This window comes from Amycolatopsis sp. NPDC049691, from assembly GCF_040675005.1.
Classification (GTDB): Bacteria; Actinomycetota; Actinomycetes; order Mycobacteriales; family Pseudonocardiaceae; genus Amycolatopsis.
Map to the genome: position 1 here is coordinate 251,852 of NZ_JBFANX010000007.1, position 18,461 is coordinate 270,312.

Annotated in this window: 23 protein-coding genes; 12 read left to right on the forward strand and 11 right to left on the reverse strand. The window is 74.0% G+C overall.

The features are described 5' to 3' along the window. Positions 1-16 precede the first annotated feature (16 nt). On the reverse strand, positions 17-739 hold the full coding sequence (locus tag AB0J40_RS18665; protein WP_364454319.1) for a TetR family transcriptional regulator: 723 nt from the start codon (positions 737-739) through the stop codon (positions 17-19). 89 nt (positions 740-828) lie between these two features. Between AB0J40_RS18665 and AB0J40_RS18670 the strand changes: the two genes are divergently transcribed. The 5 genes from AB0J40_RS18670 to AB0J40_RS18690 all read left to right on the forward strand — a co-directional run bounded on the left by AB0J40_RS18670 (position 829) and on the right by AB0J40_RS18690 (position 4,263). Beyond that, positions 829-1,287, forward strand: a complete 459-nt coding sequence (locus AB0J40_RS18670) for a glycogen operon protein GlgX (RefSeq protein ID WP_364454321.1) — start codon at positions 829-831, stop codon at positions 1,285-1,287. Positions 1,288-1,339: 52 nt separating this feature from the next. Beyond that, on the forward strand, positions 1,340-2,314 hold the full coding sequence (locus tag AB0J40_RS18675) for a GNAT family N-acetyltransferase (RefSeq protein ID WP_364454324.1): 975 nt from the start codon (positions 1,340-1,342) through the stop codon (positions 2,312-2,314). A gap of 105 nt (positions 2,315-2,419) precedes the next feature. Continuing rightward, positions 2,420-3,100 carry a signal peptidase II gene (locus tag AB0J40_RS18680; RefSeq protein WP_364454327.1) on the forward strand — a complete coding sequence of 227 codons (681 nt, stop codon included), beginning with the start codon at positions 2,420-2,422 and terminating at the stop codon, positions 3,098-3,100. 69 nt (positions 3,101-3,169) lie between these two features. After that, complete coding sequence (locus AB0J40_RS18685) at positions 3,170-3,601, forward strand: STAS domain-containing protein (protein WP_364454330.1); 432 nt, start codon at positions 3,170-3,172, stop codon at positions 3,599-3,601. After that, positions 3,598-4,263 carry an ANTAR domain-containing protein gene (locus tag AB0J40_RS18690; RefSeq protein WP_364454332.1) on the forward strand — a complete coding sequence of 222 codons (666 nt, stop codon included), beginning with the start codon at positions 3,598-3,600 and terminating at the stop codon, positions 4,261-4,263. Before AB0J40_RS18685 ends, AB0J40_RS18690 begins: the two co-directional genes overlap by 4 nt. A 4-nt stretch (positions 4,264-4,267) precedes the next feature. Here AB0J40_RS18690 and AB0J40_RS18695 read toward each other — a convergent pair whose 3' ends face one another. Together AB0J40_RS18695 and AB0J40_RS18700 are read right to left on the reverse strand one after the other, a co-directional pair. Next, positions 4,268-5,212 (reverse strand): sensor histidine kinase, encoded by a 945-nt coding sequence (locus tag AB0J40_RS18695; protein ID WP_364454334.1) that lies wholly within the window; start codon positions 5,210-5,212, stop codon positions 4,268-4,270. 116 nt (positions 5,213-5,328) lie between these two features. Continuing rightward, positions 5,329-6,525 (reverse strand): cysteine desulfurase family protein, encoded by a 1,197-nt coding sequence (locus AB0J40_RS18700; RefSeq protein ID WP_364454336.1) that lies wholly within the window; start codon positions 6,523-6,525, stop codon positions 5,329-5,331. Positions 6,526-6,650: 125 nt separating this feature from the next. Between AB0J40_RS18700 and AB0J40_RS18705 the strand changes: the two genes are divergently transcribed. The 3 genes from AB0J40_RS18705 (at position 6,651) to AB0J40_RS18715 (ending at position 9,189) form a co-directional block, all read left to right on the forward strand. Further along, positions 6,651-8,090: a hypothetical protein gene (locus AB0J40_RS18705; protein WP_364454339.1), complete on the forward strand. Its 1,440-nt coding sequence runs from the start codon at positions 6,651-6,653 to the stop codon at positions 8,088-8,090. Positions 8,091-8,165: 75 nt separating this feature from the next. Further along, the gene (locus AB0J40_RS18710; protein ID WP_364454340.1) at positions 8,166-8,573 is read left to right on the forward strand and encodes an STAS domain-containing protein; all 408 of its coding nucleotides are present in this window, start codon (positions 8,166-8,168) and stop codon (positions 8,571-8,573) included. A gap of 28 nt (positions 8,574-8,601) precedes the next feature. Then, positions 8,602-9,189 carry a DUF2231 domain-containing protein gene (locus AB0J40_RS18715; RefSeq protein WP_364454343.1) on the forward strand — a complete coding sequence of 196 codons (588 nt, stop codon included), beginning with the start codon at positions 8,602-8,604 and terminating at the stop codon, positions 9,187-9,189. A gap of 166 nt (positions 9,190-9,355) precedes the next feature. On the opposite strand, the gene AB0J40_RS18720 is transcribed toward AB0J40_RS18715, so the two are convergent. The 5 genes from AB0J40_RS18720 to AB0J40_RS18740 form a co-directional block, all read right to left on the reverse strand. Then, positions 9,356-9,847 carry a DinB family protein gene (locus AB0J40_RS18720; protein ID WP_364454345.1) on the reverse strand — a complete coding sequence of 164 codons (492 nt, stop codon included), beginning with the start codon at positions 9,845-9,847 and terminating at the stop codon, positions 9,356-9,358. 27 nt (positions 9,848-9,874) lie between these two features. After that, positions 9,875-10,543: a hypothetical protein gene (locus tag AB0J40_RS18725; protein WP_364454348.1), complete on the reverse strand. Its 669-nt coding sequence runs from the start codon at positions 10,541-10,543 to the stop codon at positions 9,875-9,877. Positions 10,544-10,563: 20 nt separating this feature from the next. Beyond that, positions 10,564-10,929, reverse strand: a complete 366-nt coding sequence (locus tag AB0J40_RS18730) for a hypothetical protein (RefSeq protein ID WP_364454746.1) — start codon at positions 10,927-10,929, stop codon at positions 10,564-10,566. A 37-nt stretch (positions 10,930-10,966) separates the two neighbouring features. After that, the gene (locus AB0J40_RS18735) at positions 10,967-11,335 is read right to left on the reverse strand and encodes a roadblock/LC7 domain-containing protein (protein ID WP_364454351.1); all 369 of its coding nucleotides are present in this window, start codon (positions 11,333-11,335) and stop codon (positions 10,967-10,969) included. Between the two features lie 195 nt (positions 11,336-11,530). Continuing rightward, positions 11,531-12,691 carry a DUF5134 domain-containing protein gene (locus AB0J40_RS18740; RefSeq protein WP_364454354.1) on the reverse strand — a complete coding sequence of 387 codons (1,161 nt, stop codon included), beginning with the start codon at positions 12,689-12,691 and terminating at the stop codon, positions 11,531-11,533. Between the two features lie 109 nt (positions 12,692-12,800). Between AB0J40_RS18740 and AB0J40_RS18745 the strand changes: the two genes are divergently transcribed. Then, complete coding sequence (locus tag AB0J40_RS18745; RefSeq protein WP_364454357.1) at positions 12,801-13,739, forward strand: RNA polymerase subunit sigma-70; 939 nt, start codon at positions 12,801-12,803, stop codon at positions 13,737-13,739. Position 13,740: 1 nt separating this feature from the next. On the opposite strand, the gene AB0J40_RS18750 is transcribed toward AB0J40_RS18745, so the two are convergent. Beyond that, positions 13,741-14,736 carry a sigma-70 family RNA polymerase sigma factor gene (locus AB0J40_RS18750; RefSeq protein ID WP_364454359.1) on the reverse strand — a complete coding sequence of 332 codons (996 nt, stop codon included), beginning with the start codon at positions 14,734-14,736 and terminating at the stop codon, positions 13,741-13,743. A gap of 103 nt (positions 14,737-14,839) precedes the next feature. Here AB0J40_RS18750 and AB0J40_RS18755 point away from each other — a divergent pair, with 103 nt between their 5' ends. Together AB0J40_RS18755 and AB0J40_RS18760 are read left to right on the forward strand one after the other, a co-directional pair. Beyond that, on the forward strand, positions 14,840-15,415 hold the full coding sequence (locus AB0J40_RS18755; protein ID WP_364454362.1) for a dihydrofolate reductase family protein: 576 nt from the start codon (positions 14,840-14,842) through the stop codon (positions 15,413-15,415). An 87-nt stretch (positions 15,416-15,502) separates the two neighbouring features. After that, complete coding sequence (locus AB0J40_RS18760; RefSeq protein WP_364454365.1) at positions 15,503-15,946, forward strand: hypothetical protein; 444 nt, start codon at positions 15,503-15,505, stop codon at positions 15,944-15,946. On the opposite strand, the gene AB0J40_RS18765 is transcribed toward AB0J40_RS18760, so the two are convergent. Together AB0J40_RS18765 and AB0J40_RS18770 are read right to left on the reverse strand one after the other, a co-directional pair. Beyond that, positions 15,930-16,559 carry an NAD(P)H-binding protein gene (locus AB0J40_RS18765; RefSeq protein ID WP_364454368.1) on the reverse strand — a complete coding sequence of 210 codons (630 nt, stop codon included), beginning with the start codon at positions 16,557-16,559 and terminating at the stop codon, positions 15,930-15,932. The genes AB0J40_RS18760 and AB0J40_RS18765 overlap by 17 nt on opposite strands. Continuing rightward, entirely contained in the window at positions 16,556-17,464 is a 909-nt protein-coding gene (locus tag AB0J40_RS18770) for an EamA family transporter (RefSeq protein WP_364454371.1), read from the reverse strand. The genes AB0J40_RS18765 and AB0J40_RS18770 overlap by 4 nt, the downstream gene beginning before the upstream one ends. A gap of 78 nt (positions 17,465-17,542) precedes the next feature. Here AB0J40_RS18770 and AB0J40_RS18775 point away from each other — a divergent pair, with 78 nt between their 5' ends. Continuing rightward, on the forward strand, positions 17,543-18,421 hold the full coding sequence (locus AB0J40_RS18775; protein WP_364454374.1) for a LysR family transcriptional regulator: 879 nt from the start codon (positions 17,543-17,545) through the stop codon (positions 18,419-18,421). Positions 18,422-18,461 lie beyond the last annotated feature (40 nt).

Genomic DNA, 18,461 nt, shown 5'->3' on the forward strand with positions numbered 1-18,461 from the left:
GTGGCACTCAGTGCCACTACGGGTGGCGGAGGATCTCCCCCACCTGGGCGACCACCTCGTGCAGGGGCGTCGCGGTGGTCATCACGGCGACGACCGTGGCCGGGTCCGCGCGCGGAGCCCGGAAAGCGGCGACCACCAGTGCGAACGCCTCCGCCGCGCGGACCTTGATGTCGTCTTCGCCGCCGGTGCGCAGCCAGCGCCGCAGGACGTGGTTGTTGGCGGCCGCGATCGCCGCGGCGGCGACGGCCGCCCGCAGGCTCGCCGCCGCGTCGCCCTGCTGTTCGTAGCGCGCCTGCAGGTAGCGCGCGAGGACGCGCTGGTAGCGGTCGACGGTCGCGACCTCCTTGTCCCGCAGCGAAGGCACCGTGCGGGTCAGCGCGAAGCGCTTGAGCGACACGTCGAGCTCGGCGGCGTAGGAGTCGAGCACGAGGCCGACCGCGTCGCAGGCCACCTCGACCGGGTCGCGCGCCGGGTCGGCGGCGGCGAAGGCGTCTTCCATCTCCGCCACGATCTCGTCGTGGTTGGCGAAGAGGACGTCGTCCTTGGCGTCGAAGTACCGGAAGAACGTGCGGCGCCCGACGCCGGCCGCGGCCGCGATGTCGTCCACCGTGGTGGCCTCGTAGCCGTTGGCGGCGAACAGGTCCACCGCCGCCGAGGCGAGGGCGCGGCGCAGCTGCCGCCGTCCGGCGGGGGTCGCCCCGACCCGGGTGGCCGGCGCGCGGCGCGGCGAATCGGTCATGGCGGGGACGGTAGCAGCCGGGCTTGCTAACGGCACTGAGTGCCGTTAGGCTGGCAGCACCCCGCCCCGCGAGTGGAAAGGCGTCGACGATGTCGCTCGACCAGCAGGTGCCTGTCGCGCCCCGTGACCCGGCGGGCGACCGGGTCGACGCTTTCTACGGCCGCCTCTTCGGCTGGCCGGTGAAGTGGCGGGGAGTCCACCCGTTCCTGGCGCTGGAGAACGGGATCTGCGCGGTGACGCTGCCCAAGCTGAGCGCGGGCCCGGTCCTGGCGCGGCTGGCGGCGACGGGCTGCCAGGGCCCGGCGATGCACCTGCCCACCCAGCACGGCCCGCGGGTGGCCCTCCTCGCGGAGACGGACGGGCTGATCCCGCCGCGCGACACGCTGCCGAGGAACGTCGACGTGCTGGCGTGGGGCACCTTGCTGCCATTGCCGGTCGGGCCGCGCCGGGTGGACGTGGCGACGGAGTGGCTGTCGGCGCCCGATCCGCGGCAGCGGTGGCTGCCGAGCCTGAGCGCGGTGCTGGCGGGCATCCCCGACCGGTTCTAGCTCGCGAAAACGGTTCGACGGCGTCGCCGGTCCCCTGCCACAGTGACCGGCCATGGGGAACGCCGAGCTGCTGACCGCCGCGGACGTCGAGCTGATGCAGGGCCTCGCCCAGCGGGTCACCGCGCTGCGCCCGGACCTGGTCAACAGCGACGCCTCCTACGGCGAGCTGGCCTGGAACTGGGGCCGCGGCCACGCGGCCGAGGGCGCGCATTGGCCGCGCCGGCTGTGGTTCTCCGGCGGCGACCTGGTGGCGTGGGGCTGGGCCCAGCTCCCCCGCCGGGTGCGGCGCACCGACGGGTCGGTGCGCAACATCACCGGCGCGTACCTGGCCTACCAGGTCCACCCCGCGCACGCCGGGCTGGTCGACGAGGTGATCGCCTGGTTCGACGCCACGGCGGGCGAGGTCGAACGCACGGTGCTGCCGGGCGCGGCCGACGAGGTCGCCTTGGCGCGCTGGGCCGCCCACGGCTACCGGCCCGACCCGGTCGCGGCGGGCGACGCGGGCTCGTGGACCCAGCTCACCGAACGCGACCTCACCGACATCGAGGAACCCGTGCTGCCGCGGGGATTCCGCTTCCGCACGGCAGCCGAGGCCGGACCCGCCGCCGCGGTCCGGGCACACGTCGACGCCTGGGCGCCGACCACGTACACGGCGGAGAGCTACGACGGCGTCCGGCGGACCACGGCGTACCGGGGCGACCTGCACGTCCTCGTCGAGGCGCCGGACGGGACGATGGCCGCCTCGGCGATCCTGTGGCTCGACGAACCGAACCGGACCGCCGAGTTCGAACCCGTCGGGACGCATCCGGGTTACCGGCGGCGCGGCCTGGCCCGCGCGCTGCTCCTGCACGGGCTGGGGCGCGCGCGGGACGCCGGAGCCACCCACGCGACAGTCGCCTGCCTCGGCGCGCCGGCTCGTCCCGCCGCGCGGGAGCTGTACCACGGCGTCGGCTTCCGGGAGCTGAGCCGGGACGTGCCGCACATCAAGACCGCCGCCCGAGTCCGTCCACAAAGGACGGATGTTTGACCGGACCGCCGGTGGGGTATTAACCGACCCCGCGAATCCACGCAGCCCCGTCGCCACCCGTCCGGGCGACGGCCGTGGTCGCCCGGCCCGGGCTGTGAGGTACCGATGAACCCTGACGGCACCGCCGGGACGTCCCGGCTCGAAGGACCGGTCCTCCGCCCGCCGTGGACGGCCTACGCCCTGCTCCTGGTCGTCGCCGCGGATCAGGTGACCAAGGCGTGGGCCTGGCGGGAAGTGCCGCGGACGCGCATCAACTTCGGCGGCAACCCGCTGGTCGGGCCGGTCGTCGGCGCGTGGTACGCCGGGCCGGTGACCGGTGCGGTGCTCGACCTCGCCGGTGCCGCGCTGCTCACCGCCGCGGTGCTGCTGCTCCTGCGCCGGCGGCACCCGGTGCTCCTGCGGGCGCCGGCCGCGCTGGCGATCGGCGGCTGGACCAGCAACCTGCTGGACCGCCTCGGGCTCCACCACGTCACCGCGCCGGGCAGCGTCCGCGGCGCCATCGACTTCGTCCCGATCGGCAAGTACTCCTTCAACGTCGCGGACTTCTTCATCATCGGGGCCACCCTGGCGTTCTCGCTCGCCCACGGCTACCGGTGGGCGACGGCGAGGCTGTCCGACGCCGCCGCCGACGTCCCCCGCCCCCGCCCCCCGCGCCTGCGCACACCGGCGCGCATCGGGACGGTCACCGGCGCGGTCGCGCTCGTCGCCGCCGTGACGCTCGGCGCCACCCACTACGGCGGGGCGACGCACCCGCCGCGCGCACCGCGGACGTCCGCGAACCGGTGATGGGGCGGGTTGAGCACCGCCGGTGCGGGTAACCGATTCTCTTCGGACCGCGGACGAGGAGGTGGGGACATGACCGGCGACGTCGAGGTCTTGCCGATGGACGCGGAGCAGGCCCTCGTCCTGCGGCTCAGCGGGACGCTCGACACGGGGACCGCCACGGCCGCGCTGGCCCGGCTGCTCGATTCGACCGTCACCTTGCCGCCCCCGCACCTGGTGATCCTCGACCTGTGGGACGTCGGCACCCTTTCCGCGGCCGGGGTGCGGGCGCTCGGCGAATTCGCCGTGCGCCGCGCGCGAGGAGGGGTCCGGTCGGCCGTCCTGCTCGACCCGGGAGCGCTGAACACCCGGATCCCGCGCGGTGCGCTGCCCGGGGACACGCTGCCCGTGCACGCCAGTGTGGACGAAGCGATCGACCGCCACGGCGCCGAGCGGACGTCCGAGGACGGCTCGGTGAGCAGCTGGCGGCCCTCACCCGGGTCCTGCTCGACGCGTCCACGGTGACCCAGGCCCTGAACGACGTGGTCGCGGCGACCACCGTCGTCGTGCCGCACGCGCGGCTGGTCAGCATCACCCTGCGGGACGCCGCCGGCCGCTTCTTCACCCCGGTGGAGATCCCGGGCATCGCCGCCGACCTCGACGAAGTCCAGTACCGCACCGGCTCCGGGCCCTGTCTCGACGCCGCCGCCCCCGGTGGACCGGCCTACTCGCTCGACCAGGACCTCGCGCGGTCCCCGGCGTGGCCGCAGTTCGCCGCCGTCGCGACCGCGCACGGGCTGGGCGCGGTGCTGTCCACGGCCCTGCTGCCGTCGTCGCGCCCGGCGGGGCTCACCGGTGCGCTCGACATCTACGCCGATCGCGGCGGCATCACGCCGACCGACCGCCACCGGGCCCTGCTGCTGGCCACGCACGCCTCGCTCGCCCTCGAGCACGCCCGGGTGGCCGAGCTCGCCGAACTGGAACGCACGCACCTGCGCCGCGCGATCGAGTCCCGCGACGTGATCGGCCAGGCGAAGGGCATCCTGATGGCCCGCCAGGGACTCAGCGCCGACGCCGCTTTCGGTCTGCTTCGGCGCACTTCGCAGGAGCTCAACGTCAAGCTGACCGAGATCGCCGCCGCGCTGGTCGACAACCGCGGCGCGCTGACCACGGCCGACGAGGAATAGACGCTCAGGGGTTGCCCGCCGTGAGCCGTGCGGTGAAGCCCGTTTCGTCGCGGTACAGGGCCACCTGGCTGCAGATCTGGTGCGCGATCCACAGGCCGCGGCCGCCGATCCGGTGAGCGGCGGGCAGCAGTCCCGCGAACGGGTCGGCCGGGCCGTCGCCGGTGTCGTGCACCGTCACGACCAAGTGGCCCGGGTCAGCCCAGATCCGCATCTCGACCGGCGGGCGGCCGTGGCGCAGCGCGTTGTCGACGATCTCGCTGACCGCCAGGACGAGGTCGTCGATCTCGGCGGCGGGCAGGTCGGTCTTGCCCAGCTCGAGCACGGCCCGGCGCGCCGTCGCGGGCTGCGGGTCGGTGAACACGACGAGCGGGGCGGTGTGCTGGATCGGAAGCGGCGCCACCGGCCGCGGGCCGGCCAGGAAGGCCGGCGGGTCGACGTAGCCGGCGTTGCCGTGGCGCCCGCCGGGCGTCAGGACGAAGGGGTGCGTGCGGGCGACGTCGTCGAGGACGTGCCGCGGGGTGGTCCGGGTGTCGTAGGCGCACACGCTGCGCAGGGGGAACTCGTCGTAGGCGTGGTTGACCGCGGCTTCGTAGCGCGCCCACCCGTCCCACGCCGCGTCGACCGCCGCGCGCGGGATCTCCCCGAAGACGCGGATGCCGGTGGCGCCGCCGGCGACCAGCCCGGCCAGCATCGTCCGGTACGACCGGATCGCGGCGGCCGGGCGGACGTAAAGCTCGTCTGCGGTCAGGTACCGCACGTCCGCGGACGCGGGGAGGGCCCGGCGCACCAGCTCCGCCCGGTCCGGCTCCAGCGACACCACGGTCGGCTCGCCGGCGGCCAGCCCACCCTCGAGGAACGGGACGGCGACGGCGAGCAGCTCGGCGTCTGAGCGGTACTGGACGGCGGCGTGGTCGTAGCCCCGCGGCGCGGTCTCCGGTCCGGCGGTCATGGCCGGCCCGCGGAGGCGGCCCACCGCCGGCACACGCGGTCGCGGGCGGGCCCGCGTCCCCGCTGTGTCGGCATCTGCACGATGCGACACTACGCCGCGGTTCCCGGGCGCCCGGCTCAGCGGCTCGCGGCCGATGCGATCGCGTGCACGGCGGTGTCGACGTCGGCCGGGGTGCTCCACCGCCCCAGGGACAGCCGGATCGCGGACAGGGCCCGGTCCGCGTCGAACCCCATCGCGGTCAGCACCGGCGACGGCGCGTGGATCCCGCTGTGGCACGCCGATCCGGTCGAGGCCGCGATCGCCAGGGCGGCGGCCAGCACCTCGTGACCGCGGGTGCCCTCGACGCTGACGTTGAGCGTGTTCGGCAGCCGCCGCCCGGCCGCCGCGGGGCCGTTGACGCGGACGCGGCCCGGCAGCGCCGCCGAGAGCCGCGCGTGCAGGTCGTCGCGCAGCGCCGCGATCCGCTCCGCGGCGCCCGCGGCGAGGTCGTCGGCCGCGAGGCGGGCGGCGGTCCCTAGCGCCACCGCGAGTGCGACGTTCTCGGTGCCCGCCCGCAGGCCGCGTTCCTGCCCGCCGCCGTAGACGACCGGCTCGAGCACCACGCCCTCGCGCACGAAGAGCGCGGCCGCGCCGCGCGGGGCGTACACCTTGTGGCCGGCCACCGTCAGCAGGTCGACGCCGAGCGCGCCGACGTCGACCGGGATCTTCCCGCACGCCTGCGCGGCGTCGCAGTGCACGAGCGCGCCGCGGGAGTGCGCGACCGCGGAAACTTCCGCGACCGGCTGGATCGCGCCGGTCTCGTTGTTCGCCGCCATGATCGACACGACCGTGCGATCCGCGCCGGCCCGCAGGGCCGCCGCCAGCGCGTCGAGGGAGACCAGGCCCTGGTGGTCGACGGGCAGCACGGTGACCCGGGTGCCGTGCAGCCGGCCGAGCGCACGGGCCGTCTCCAGCACGGCGGGGTGTTCGGTCGGCTGGACGACGAGGTGTGCGTCCCGGGCGCCCGCGGCGAGCACCGCGCCGCGCAGGGCCAGCAGGTTCGCCTCGGACCCGGACCCGGTGAACACGATCTCCCCCGGCCGCGCGCCGATCAGGGCCGCCACCCGCGCCCGCGCGGCGGCCAGCGCCCGGCGCGGCTCGCCGCCGTAGGCGTGCTCGCTCGACGGGTTGCCGAAGAAGTCCGTCCAGTACGGCAGCGCGGCTTCGGTGACGCGCGGATCGACCGGCGTGGTCGCGTTGTAGTCGAGGTAGGCGGGCCCGGTCGCCAGGCCGGGCGGCCGGGGCCACGCCTTTTCGGTCGTCCTGCCGCTCACCCGGGACCTCCTCTGCCGGCACGCCGCGTCCAGCATGCCCCGCGCCTGGCTCCCGCGCCGGTTGCAACGTGGCATGCCACGTCGCAAACTGAGCCGTCCGATCCGTCCCCACCCGGAGGTCAAAGGTGACCGACTTCGATCGACGCGACGTGCTGCGTGCCCTCACCGCGCTGGGGGTGACGGGGGTGACCGCGAGCCTGCTCGGCGGGACCGCCGAAGCCGCCGGCACCGACCCGCTCTCCCTGAAGTTCACCGTCACGGAACAGTTCCGGCCCTTCGCCCTGATCGCCCCGAAGTTCGTCCAGGTCGACACCGCGGCCCGGCCCGGCGCCCTCGTCAAGACCGGGGTCCGGCCGAAGGCGCCCTACGGGACGGTGACCGTCGAGGTGCGCGACGCCGGCGCGCCCGTGGTCGCCGGGCTGGCCGGGGCCGGCGTCTCGGTGCTCGGCACCTACGACCCCGCCGCGGGACAGGCCGGCATCGAAATCACCACCGCGAGCGGCACCGCCGTGGTCAAGACCGCGGCGGCGAGCCTGCCGAGAGCGTTCGGTTTCGCCGTGGTGGTCAACGAAAACGCCGTGACGGTGCTGGCCGACACCGGCGCCGGCTGGCGGCCGCTGCTGACCGAACGCGACCAGGTGCGCGCGCGGATCGACCTGCGCGACCCGGCCGTGCTGGGCAAGCTCGGCTACGCCTACGGCAGCCGCCGCCCGGCGCGGCTGGGCCGGGTGCGGGCCGGCTACTTCGGCCAGGCCGGCGTCCGCGACCCGCACGTCGTGCAGTACGCCGACGGCCGGCCCTACCTCCGCGACGGCAAGCTCTACCTCACGATGACCAACGCCGGCCTCGGCTTCTTCCAGCAGGCGCACTGGGCGGTGTGGACGCTCGACCTGGCCGACCCGACGAAGCTGGAGCAGGTCGCGACGCTGTTCTTCGCCCGCGACGGCGTCGTGCTCGGCGACCACGCCGGGCAGATCGTCGTCGACGACGACCGGTTCATCCTGCTGATGAGCTCCTGGGGCGACTTCTCCTTCGCCGGGGTGCACGTGCGGCACACCGTCACCCGCGAGAACGTGCTGTCCGGGGTGCACGTCCTGCCCACCGCACAGCTCCCGCTGCCGACCGCGGTCAGCTCGTGGGACCCGGCGCTGACCCGGATCGACGGGCGGTGGCACATCGCGTTCGTCGAAAGCCCCGCGCAGCAGCCGTCGTTCGTCTTCCACCCCGCGCTCGCGGCCGCGCCGCGCGGCGCCGACTACGACCAGGGCCTGACGCTGCTGGGCGCCGACACGTCGGTCAGCCAGACGGAGGGGACGATCCTGCAGCGGGTGGGCGGCCGGTGGTACCTGTTCGCCAGCGACGGCGACGCCCGCGAGTACCCGGTCTACGACCTCCGGCTGCGCAAGCTGGGCACGCTGAACGCGCCGTACGGCACGAACATCCCGCACCCGATGCTGGTGCGGATCGGCGACCGCTGGTGGCTGCCCACGTTCGACGGCACCCAGTACGCGGAGGACGTCCTCGGCTACGGCGGCCACGGCGACTTCATCCTGATGCGCGCCTGAACCCGGTTTTGCCGCTCCGGCACCCGGGTAGCCGATCGGGTACTTCGTCTCTTCGCCCGAGGACGGTGCATGCCCATGACCGGTTCCTTCCAGCCGGAGCGGCTCCGGGTCCTCCGGACGCGGGCCGAGCCCGGCGTCGTCGTCCTCGTCCTCACCGGTGAGCTGGACGCGGGCACGGCGCCGAAGCTCGGCCAGGCCACGGCACGGGTGCTGGCGAGCGAACCGGAAGTGCTGGTGCTGGACCTGTCCGAGCTGTCGTTTCTCTCGGTCGCGGGCGTCCGCGAAGTGCGGGCGGCGCACGACCGCGCTTCGGCCGCGCGCCTGCGGGTGGTGACGGGTGACCGGCCCGCGGTGCGCGACTTCCTGCAGGCGACCGGGTTCGCGGCGGTGCTGGACTGCTACCGCACGCGGACCGGGGCGATCACCGCGGGCAGCCGCGCCGAGTTCGTGAGCCACGCGAGAGCGGCGTGGGACGCGGGTTGAGGCGCGGCGGACGGGGTAGCCGCGAGGAATGAACTCCCCCGCACCTCATCGGGCCCTGCACGCGGTCGAACACGCCGAGGCCCTCGACAAACCGGCGGCCGAGCTGAGCAGGCGCCTGCGCGGCCCGGCGGAGAGCACGGTCGGCAAGCTGCTGCGCGGGCGGTGGCTCGGCCACCCGCTGCACCCGATCGCCGTGACGGTCCCGATCGGCGCGTGGCTCTGCGCGGCGGCGTTCGACCTGCTGCCGGGCCGTCAGGAGGAAGCCCGCCGGCTGGTGGCGGCCGGGCTGCTGGCGGCCCCGCCGGCGATCGTGCTCGGCTTGGCCGACTACGCGGACCTCGACGTACGGCAACGCCGGGTCGGTCTGGTCCACGCGGCGAGCAACGCGGTGGCGATCGCGCTGTTCGGGGCGTCCTACGCGGCCCGCCGCCGCGGCCGGCCGGTGCGCGGAAAGGTGCTGGGCGCGCTCGGCTTGACGGCGGCGAGTGCGGGCGGCGCACTCGGCGGACACCTGGCGTACGCCCAGGGGGCGGGGGTGTTCCGGTGGCAGCCGCTGGACGTCGACCCGGCGGAACTGGCGGGCAGCGACCCCGCCGCACCGCGGAACCCGGCCTGACCCGGCCGCCGGCGGAGGTCACCGCGGGGCGGACCGGCGGCGAGTGGAAGGCGGTGATCCTGGCGCTCCCCGCCCTGGCCCTGCGGCAGGAGCCGCCCGAGCGCGGGCCTGAGCCACACCGCGGCCACCCGGCCGCGTGATCACGACCGGCGGGCCCCGCGAACCGCTACACCGTTCCGGCGGAGCCGCTCACCGGCCGGCCCTGGCACAGGATGTCCCGGGTCAGCTCGAGCTGGCCGTGGTGCTGGGCCAGTTCCTCGTACGCGTGCTGCAGCGCCCCGCCCTGCGTCCGGCCCGCCGGGGTGTCCGCGTACTTCGGCGGCGCCGGCGCGCGCAGCGGCGCCGCCGAGTCGGCCGCCGCGAGATCGGCGCGCAGCCGCTCCTTCGCCACCGCGAAGCGGGACAGCAGCTCGGCCACCGGTCCCGACGCGGTGAACTCCGCGTCCCGGTCGCGCTCGACCGGGCGGCCGGCGACCAGTGCGCCGACCCAGAACTCGAGCACGCCCAGGCAATGCGTGACGATCGCGTAGGGCGTGTTCGCCCCCGGCAGCGGGGGACGGCGGTTGGCCCGCTCGTCGCCGAGCTCGGTGAGGATCGTCGCCATCCCGTCGAGGGCGCGGCCGGCGAACCACCGGTAGTCGTCGTCGCTGATCCGCATGCGGCTCACCTTGCCACCACCGCGTGCTCAGGGGGAAACCTCCACGTCCAGCCCCATCAGCCGGACAGTGCGCCGACGGCGGAGCCAGCCGCGGGCGGGCACGCCGTCCGGCAGTTCGTCGAGGAACGCCTTGCGCTGCGCCGAGGTCGTCGAGCGCCAGCGCATCGCCAGCACCGGGCGGACCGGGGCGATGAAGGGCCGCACCCGTTCGTGCGCCCCCGCCAGCCGGATCTCGTACTCGCGGTCCGGCCGGTAGGCGAGGTCGAGGTCGATCAACGGCTCGGCGCCGCCGGCGCGGTGGTGACAGCGCGAGAGCACCCGCGCGAGCTCGTCCATCGCGACCTGCAGCGTGCAGGGCACCTGGTCCTGCCAGCGGCCGAGCCGCGGGGCGTTCACCGACGCCGCCGTGACCTCGTCGGCGAGCACGACCAGGGCCCGGACCGGCGATCCGGCCAGCTCGACGCGGATCCGCCGCCGGTCCGCGTCGACGGAGAAGCGGAGCACGCGGTCGGCGACGACGGCACCCGACCGCAACCGGACCCACTCCTCGACGGCGTCGGGCGAGGGACAGGACGACACGAAGGTGAACGCCAGTTCGTCGCCGGCGAGGGTCATCGCCACCGGGAACAGCGAACCGAGGTCGTGCATCAACGCCGAGCCGATGACGAGTGCGGCGCGGGAGCCGCCTCCGGTCATCGTCTCCTCCTCCCCCGCGGCTACACCTGCAGGTCGGCTTCGATGCGCTTCAGGTAGTGGCGGGCCAGTGCCAGGTTCGCCCGTTCCCGGTCCAGCACCAGGTACAGGAACAGCGAGTTCCGCGACGAGTTCAGCAACCGGATCAGGTGGTACTGGCGGTGCAACGTGATCAGGATGTCCTCGATGGTGTCGTTGAGCGCGAGCGAGGACATCACCCGCAGCTTCGACCGCACGACCTCGGTGTTGCCCGCGGCGGCGACCTCCAGGTCGAGCCACTCGCCGCCACCGCTGGTGCCGAGCGACATCCCGCTCTCGTAGTCGACCAGGGCGACGCCGACGGCGCCGGTGATCGACATGGCTTCCTTCAGCGCGGTGTCGATGTTCATCATCATGCTGCACCTTTCCGTTGGACGGGCTTTTCCGCTACGCGGCCAGGATCGTGCCGATCCGGTCGATGACCGGCCGGGTCTCGAAGAGCAGGCGCCCGACGTTCAGGCCCTTGTCCCCCAGGACGACCATCAGCGCCAGCCGGCCGACGGCGTAGACGGCCAGGTACCCCTCGCTGCCGAAGACCACGGTCTGGCTCAGCGTGCCCTTCCCGGTCATTTCGGCGGCTTGGCGCGCGATTCCGAGATCGGCGGCGGCGAGCGCGGAGATCTTCGCCGGATCGATGTAGTCGTCCGCGTCGGCGATGATGGGTATGCCGTCGACCGCGGCGAGCACCGTGCCGGTCACCCCGGCGACGCTGTCCCGGAGCGTGCGCAGCTCGGCAGCCAGTGCGTCGAAGTCCAATTCCCTCTTTGCTTTCCTTCGGAAATCAGTTAGGCGATCAGCCATTCGAGTTGCTGTGTCGCCGGCGACCCTACCGCCATCACCACTGCACGCCTATCCGCGGCGGTCGGTCTTTCCGCGCATTTACACGATCGGGTGAATCACCGTTGTTGGTGTAACCGAAATTGATTCACCGGCGGATCTGCCGTCCATTGATCACGGGCGACGGACGGCCGGCGGTCCGGAATTTTCGGCGAGGGTATCTGAAATGCGAATATGCGATTCCCGATCCGCCGGCGACGCGTACTGGTCGTGCAGGCTGAACTTCGTGATGTGCGCCTGCCGCCCCAGGGGTGTCAGATCGAGGTAGGTGTACGTCGTCACGAGCTGGTCGAGACCGCGTTCGTACGTCGAGTACGTGTGGTACACCTCGTCGCCGTCGCGGACGAACACGCTCAGGCCCTGCCACTCCCCCTCGGCGTACCACGGCGTGCCCTTCGCCAGCAGCGTCGCCTTGTCCTTGTAGTTGTACTCGACCGGGGCCACCGACTCGTCGTTCGTCACGTGGTGGTCGAAGTTGAAGTCGCTGCCGAGCGAGGAATACCAGGGGATCGTCCAGCCCATGCGCTCCCGGAACGCCGTCAGCCGGGCGATCGGCGCCCGGGACACGAGCGCGACCGTCGTGTCGAGGGCGTGCAAGTGCTCCTCGTGCGCGATGTTGTCCACCAGCAGCGCGCAGCTGTTGTGGCCTTCGGTGTCGTCCGGGCCGAACATGAAGTGGTAGACGACCAGCTGGCGGCGGCCCTCGAACAGGTCGAGCAGCCGGGCCTTCCCGGCCGCCGCGTCGAAGACGTAGTCCTTGTCCACCTTCACCATCGGCAGTTCGCGGCGCCGCGCGGCGAGCGCGTCCCGCCGCAGGGTCACCTCTTTCTCCTCCCGCAGGAGTTCCTTGCGGGCGGTCAGCCACTCTTCCCGCGAAGCGATCCGGGGCAGGTCCACCATCGGTCGTTCTCCCTCATCCGGGGTCTGGGTCTTCCGGTCCGACAAGGCACACGGCCGGAATGCACCGGCCCGTGCCAGCCAGCACGCACCGGTCACCGCGAAGACCGCCGTCAGCGGGAGGGCCACGACCTTCGACGCACCGCCGGGCGAGAGCATCCACGCCATCGCGGCCGCCATCAGGGCGTGGTGGGCGTCGTGGCCGCGCCTGCCGGCCAGGGACCGGGCCGCGAACCACAGCCCGGCGAAGCCGTAGAGCACGATCAGCGGGAGCGGCGCCGACGGCCAGGTCATCGCGACCATGCCCGCGCCGAGGGCCGCCTGCAGCACGCCGTCGACGGCGGGGCGGGCCCGGCGCCGGGCCCGTTCGGGAATCACTTCGCGGTTCCGGGTGTCATGACCGGGTGGACCGGGCACGGCGGGCGAACGCACCGGTGCATCCGGGGCCGCCGAGTTGTCCGCACCGGCGTGGACAGGAGAGGACCCGATGTCTGACGAGAACTTCTGGCGGCTGGCGGACCCGTACCGCGGAGAGCTGCTCGCCCACTGCTACCGGCTGCTGGGCTCCTTCCAGGACGCCGAAGACCTGGTGCAGGACACGATGCTGCGCGCGTGGCAGGCCTTCGACGGTTTCGAAGGACGCTCATCGGTGCGCACCTGGCTGTACCGGATCGCCACGAACGCGTGCCTCAACGTGCTGAAGAGCGCGCGGCGGCGGGTGCTGCCCGCCGGGCTCGGCGCGGGGACGGAGACCGCCGGGGCGCTGCCCAGGATCGACACGGTGTCGTGGCTCGAGCCGCTGCCGACGGCCGGGGACGACCCGGCCGAGCTGACGGCGCTGCGCGACAGCACGCGCCTGGCGGTGGTGGCGGCGTTCCAGCGGTTGCCGGCGCGGCAGCGGGCGGTGCTGATGCTCGTGGAAGTGGCGGGGTTCCGGGTGGCGGAGGCGGCCGCGACGCTGGACATGACGACCACGGCGGCCCGCAGCGCGTTGCAGCGCGCCCGCGCGACCTTGGCGGCCGACCAGCCGGTCGAAGACCGGGTGCGGCCGGACCCGGCGCTCGACGACGAAGTCCTGCGGCGCTACCTGAAGGCGTTCGAGGACGCGGACACGGCGGGCCTGGCGGCGCTGCTGCGGTCGGACGTCGAGTACCAGATGCCGCCGATCGCGGTGTGGTTCCACGGCCGGGACGCCGTGCTGGAGCACCACACGCGCCGGATCTTCGGCTCCCCCCGCCGGGCGTTGCCGACGAGCGCGAACGGGTTCCCGGCGATGGGCAGCTACACGCGGCGGGCGGACGGCTCGTTCGCCGGCCACGGCATCCACGTCGTGGAAGCCGAGGGCGGGGTCATCGGCCGGATCGTGGTGTTCCTGGACGAGCGGCTCTTCCCGGCGTTCGGGCTGCCCGCGACGCTGCCGGGCTGAGTCACCCCGGCACCGACCTCGGCAGCCCGAACGCCGGGAGCACGCTGTTCTCGAACCGGGTCATCGCGCTGATCCGGTCACCCGCCAAGGTCAGCACGTACAAGCCGGTTCCGTGCCGGATGCCGGCGGAACCACGCAGATACGCGCCGAACGCCGGCTGGCCGTTGGCGCGCGTCGGGACGAGGTCGAACCGGCGGCCCGCGCCGAACAAGGCCGCGCAGAACCGGGCGGCCACGTCCCGGCCCTCGTACTCCAGCGGCAGCGGCGGCATCGACACGAACACGTCGTCGGTCAGCAGAGCCACCAGCGCGCCGATGTCCGCGGTTTCCCACGCCCGCACGAAGTCCGCGACGATCGCGCGCTCGGCGGGCGAGCCCGGCGCGGGCGCCGGTTCGCGCTGCTGTCGCTGCCGCCGCAGCCCGGCCCGGGCGCGCTTGAGGGCGCTCTTCACCGAGTCGACCGTCGTGTCCAGCATCGCGGCGACCTCCGCCGCCGGGAACCCGAGGACGTCGCGCAGCACCAGCACCGCCAGCTGGCGCGGCGGCAGGACCTGCAGCGCGGTCACGAACGCCAGCGAGACGGATTCGCGCTGCTCGTACCGCGCCTCCGGGCCGGGCGGCACCGGGAACGCGCCTTCGAGGAGCGCGTCGGGAAAGGGCTCGAGCCAGACGGCTTCCCCGAGCCGCGTCGGCTCGGGCGGCTCGACGCCGGGGATGTCCCACGCCTTCGCCGGGCGCCTCCCCGCCGCGCGCAGCGCGCTGAGGCAGCGGTTGGTGGCGATCCGGTACAGCCAGGTGCGGATCGACGCGCGGCCGTCGAAACCGCCGAGGCCCCGCCACGCCGACAGCAACGTGTCCTGCAGGGCGTCCTCGGCGTCCTGGAACGAGCCGAGCATGCGGTAGCAGTGCACCTGCAGCTCACGGCGGTGCGGTTCGGTCAGCGCCCGGAACGCCTCGCCGTCCCCGGCCCGCGCCCGCCCGATCAGTTCGGTTCCCATCCGGCCTCGTCTCCCTGCTCGCGCTTCCATCCTGTACGGACGCCGCCGGCGCCGCGAAGGGGGCGGCCGCCCCCTTTCCGGCCGTCCCGGCGTCTGCCCGGGCATGGGAAAAATCATCATCAGCGAAAACGTCACGCTCGACGGGGTCGTCGAGGACCCGACCGGCGAGGAGGGGTCCGTCCGCTGGTTCACCCGGATCGGCGACGAAGACCGCGCGGCGTGGGCCGAGGTCGAGTACGCGGAGGCGGTGGGCGCTTCGGCGCTCTTGATGGGCCGGCGGACCCACGGGTACTTCCTGAACCGGGGCTGGGCGGCGCGCCCCGGCGAGTGGGCGGACCGGTTGCGGGCGCTGCCGAAGTACGTCGTCTCCTCCGCCGCGGTCGAAGACGCCGGCTGGGGCGAGACCACGGTCCTCGCGGGTGACGTCGTCAAGGAAGTCGCGAGGCTGAAGGAAGAGGTGAGCGGGGAAATCGTGGTGTACGGCAGCGGAACGCTGGTCCGCACGCTGCTCGAGCACGACCTGGCCGACGAGCTGCGGCTGATGACCTACCCGTTCGTCGTCGGCACGGGCGCGCGGTTGTTCCCCGAGCCGAGCGGGTTCAAGGCGGCGCGGCTGACCGGCGCGCGCACGGTCGGGACCGCGCTGGCCCTGCTGACCTACGAGTTCGTCCGCCCTTGACCTCGGCCTCGGCCTCGGCCGAAAGGACGAGATCCGGTGTCCCTTCGGCCGAGGTGGTGGCCGGTCCCCGCTCCTAGGTTGATCGTCATGGACTTCACAGGCAGGAGGATCGGGGTCATCGCGGTCGCCGCCGGGGCGGCGGTGGTGGCGGCCGGGGCCACCGTGATCGCCACCGCCGCCGACCCCGTCGCGCCCGAGGTCGTCAGCGCGACCCCGGCCGAAGCCGGGCACGAGGGCCAGGGCAAGTACACCGCCGGGGACTACGTGCTGACCGTGCACGAGCTGAACGACGACGGCGAAGGCATGGGCACGACGATCGGCCCGCACACCGCGTACTACTCGAAGGTCCTGCACGGCACCGGATCCTGGCGGCCGACGGTGATCAAGTTCTCCGCCGGCCGCGACAGCGACGCGCCGACCGTCTTCGCCTACCCGGTTCCCGGGCCCGGCAAGGGGGTCGACTGCGTCGCTTCCGGGACCGAGGCGGCCCCGCGGGTGCGGTGTGAAACGAAGGTCAGTAGCCGACCGTGAAGTGCCGGTCCGCACCAGGGTTCTCGAGCTCGTCGACGACGGCCGCCGCGAGGTCTTCGGCCGAGATGCGGGATTCGCCGCCGGGCCGGGCCAGCAGCGTCGTCGTGCCGCGGCGGTAGCCGCCGGTCCGGCTGCCGGGCTCCAGGACCGCCGGCGGGCTGAGGTAGACCCAGTCGGCGGCCGGGTGTGCCCGGCAGACGGCCAGCTGCGCGGCGCTCGCACCGGCGATGGCGCGGTACTCGGGCGGGACGTACCGCGGGTCGTCGAGGACCAACCCGCCGCCGGGGACCCGCAGCGGGGCCGCACCGCCGACGACGAGGACGCGGGTGCCCGCCCTGGCGGCCGCGTCGAGCAGCGCCGTCGTCGTGGCGCCGACGGTGTGCTCCTGACCGGGCGCGGGCCGGGCGGCGGCCACGACCGCGTCCGTGCCCGCGAAGAGCGTGGCCATCCGCTCCGGATCGTTCGCGTCGGCCTCGGCCGTGCCGACGCCGGGCGGGAGTGCGGCCGGGCGCCGCGTCCGCAGGATCGCGAGGAGGTCGTGGCCGCGCCGGGCGGCTTCGGCGAGGACGCGGGAGCCGACCATACCGGCGGCGCCGACGACGGCGATCTTCACCGTGACTGTCCTTTCCGGACGGACGCACCCGGAACCTGACCGGCCACCAGCGCGGCCAGCGCGAGCGCGAACCCGACGAGCTGCACCCAACCGAGCAGCTGCCCCAGCACGACCGCGCCGAGCAGCGCCGCGACCAGCGGGGACAACAGCCCCAGCACCGCCACCGACGCCACCGGCAGCGTCGTCACGCCGCGGAACCACAGCGCGTACGTCAGCAGCCCGCCGATCAGGCCCAGCCAGAGGTAACCGAGCGCGGCCCGGCCGTCGATCGACGGTGGTGCGCCTTCGAACACGGCCGTGAGCGGCAGCAGGAACAGGCCGCCCGCCGTCAGCTGCCAGCCGGCGAACGCCGCCGGGCCGACGCCTTCCGGGCGCCCCCAGCGCTTGGTCAGCGTCACGCCGAGCGCCATCGTGGCCGCGCCGCCCAGGCCGGCCGCGATGCCGGCGCCGTCGAACGCCGCCGCCGGGCCGAGCACGACCAGGCCGACGCCCGCCATGCCCGCCACGCCCCAGCCGAGCCGCCACCCCGACAGGCGTTCGCGCAGCAGCGGCACGGACAGGACGGCGACGACGAGCGGCTGCGCGGCACCCAGTGTCGCGGCCACGCCGCCGGGCAGGCGCTGCGCGGCGACGAACAGCAGCGGCAGGAAGAGGCCGATGTTGAGCACGCCGAGTGCGGCGGCCTTGCCCCACCAGGCGCCGCGCGGCAGCGTCCGGGTGAGGGCGAGCGCGATGAGCCCGGCGGGCAGCGCACGCAGGAGACCGGCGAAGAGCGGGTGGCCGGCCGGCAGGAACTCGGTGGTGACGAGGTAGGTGGTGCCCCACACCATCGGCGCGACCGCGGTGAGGGCGATGCGCGGGACGTCCACCCGGTGGGGGTCGGTCCGCAGGAGCTGGCTTGTCATACGGCAAGTCCACCGGAGACGGATTGATGAGTCCAACACATGTTCGTCACCGCAGCGATCGTGGTTCAAGATGGATGGGTGGAACTCCAGCAGCTGCGGTACGTCGTCGCGATCGCCGAAACGAACAGCTTCACCCGGGCCGCCGAGCGGTGCCTGGTCGTCCAGTCCGCGCTCAGCCACCAGGTCGCGCGGCTCGAGCGCGAGCTCGGCGCGCGGCTGTTCGACCGCACGAGCCGCCGGGTCCGGCTGACCCCGGCGGGCGAGGCCTTCCTGCCGCCGGCGCGCCAGTGCCTGGCCGCCGCGGAGCGGGCGGCGGCCGAGGTCGCGGCGGCGGTGGGCGAGGTGCGCGGGCGGCTGGCCGTCGGCCTGATCCCGACGGTCACCGCGGCCGACGTCCCGGCCACGATCCGCGAGTTCCACGACCGGTACCCGCAGGTGCGCATCAGCCTGCGGGTCGGCGCGAGCGACGACCTGATCGAGCAGGTCCGCGACGGCAGCCTCGACGTGGCGTTCCTCGGCCTGCCCACGACGGCGACCCCGCGCGGCGTCGCGGTCCGCGAACTGGCCCGCGGCCACCTGATCGCCGTGGTGGCCCCGGACCACCCGCTGGCAGGCGAATCGTCGGTCAGCCTGAAACGCCTGGCGTCGGAGGTGTTCGTCGACCTGCCGCCGGGCACCGCCGGGCGCGCGCAGTCCGACCAGGCGTTCGCGGCCGCGGGCCTGGACCGCGAGGTGGCGTACGAGGTGACGAGCGCGGACTACGTGCCCCGCCTCGTCGGCCCCGGGCTGGGCGTGGCGATGCTGCCGTCGGGGTACGCACCGCAGCTGACGGGCGTGGTGACGATCGAGATCACCGACGCCCCGGCCCGGGTCGAGTACGTGATCTGGGCGGAAGCGAACCCGACCCCGGCGGCCCTGGCTTTCGTGGACCTGCTGGGCATCGGTCGTGTGTGTTAAAAAGTGTTTTAAGAAAGTTTATGAAGAAAGAGCGGGGGCG